At 31.1% G+C, this 1172-nt stretch carries 1 pseudogene; it reads left to right on the top strand.

Going from position 1 to position 1172, the window contains the following annotated elements:
- Positions 1-886: pseudogene (locus HSX44_RS03585) on the top strand (APC family permease); the annotation flags it as partial.
- Positions 887-1172 lie beyond the last annotated feature (286 nt).

The following is a 1172-nucleotide window of genomic DNA, read 5'->3' as shown; positions in this document are numbered from 1 at the left end:
ACTTAAGGGAAATAACTACTGCTGGATGTGTTGAGCTCCTGATTACAGTTATAAAAGTTTCTGTGTTGCTTGCAATACCTGTGGTAGCGTTGTTTTTTTTCGATAGAAACAACTTTATAATAAGTGAAAAAATCTCAAATCTTACGATATCACGAATTCTTATACGTTCTACACTCCTGACTTTATGGTGTTTTATTGGAGTTGAATTGGCAACAGCACTGCAGGATCAGTAGATAATCCAGCTAAAACCATACCAAAAGCTGTAGTACTTGGTATAATCTGTGTTGCTATTATATATTTTATTAATTGTTTTACAATTATGGGATTAATTAATGGCAATGATTTAGCAAATTCAAAAGTACCGTATGCTGATGCAATAAAAATTATGTTTTCTGGTAATTGGCATTTGATTATTTCTGTAATTGCATTTATTTTCTGTGTCGGCAGTTTAAACGCATGGGTTTTATCCAGTGGACAAGTTGCTTTTGGTCTTGCAGAAGATAAACTTATGCCACAGTTTTTTGCTAAAAAGAATAAGCATGGTTCTCCTTTTTTGGCAGTAATAATTAGTTCAGTTGGAACTGCAATTTTGCTAATTCTTACTTTAAGCAACGATTTTGCTAAGCAAATTACATCAATTATTGATTTTTTTGTAGTTTTGTTTTTACTTGTTTACCTTACATGCAGCCTTGCTTTTCTAAAGATTATTATAGAGAAAAGAAATTATTACAAACTTTTAATCGGCATTGTAGCAACAACTTTTTGTTGTTGGGTGATACATGAGATTCCTGTGAACACTTTGCTAATCTCAAGCTTATTTACTGTAAGTGGTATACCTCTTTACTTATTTTGGTATCGCAAAGTTTCTGCACAATTTGATAGCTAGAACTTTAAATGATCGATATTCATGTTTTTTTCTTCTTTGTCCACTTGTTTGGCATTACTCTTCTTAAGCTTGTTCTGCCTGCTTCTTCTATATATTTATTATTTATGTGAGTCTCATTTTTTGCTTTACTGAAGTGATCTGTTTGTAATCTTAGTTTATATGTTTTTCTTTTAGGTGTAGAAATTTTTGCTAAAAACTTTCTTATTGCTGGTATTGATTTTGAGAAGCCTCTTGGTTTTTGAAGGTTGTTGTTCTATTTTTGCAAGCTGTGTTTTAATAATTTTTA

The sequence above is a fragment of the Wolbachia endosymbiont of Onchocerca gibsoni genome (assembly GCF_029169405.1).
GTDB lineage: Bacteria > Pseudomonadota > Alphaproteobacteria > Rickettsiales > Anaplasmataceae > Wolbachia.
The sequence above is the reverse complement of the archived record's forward strand: the minus strand, read 5'-3'. Positions and strand labels throughout refer to the sequence as shown.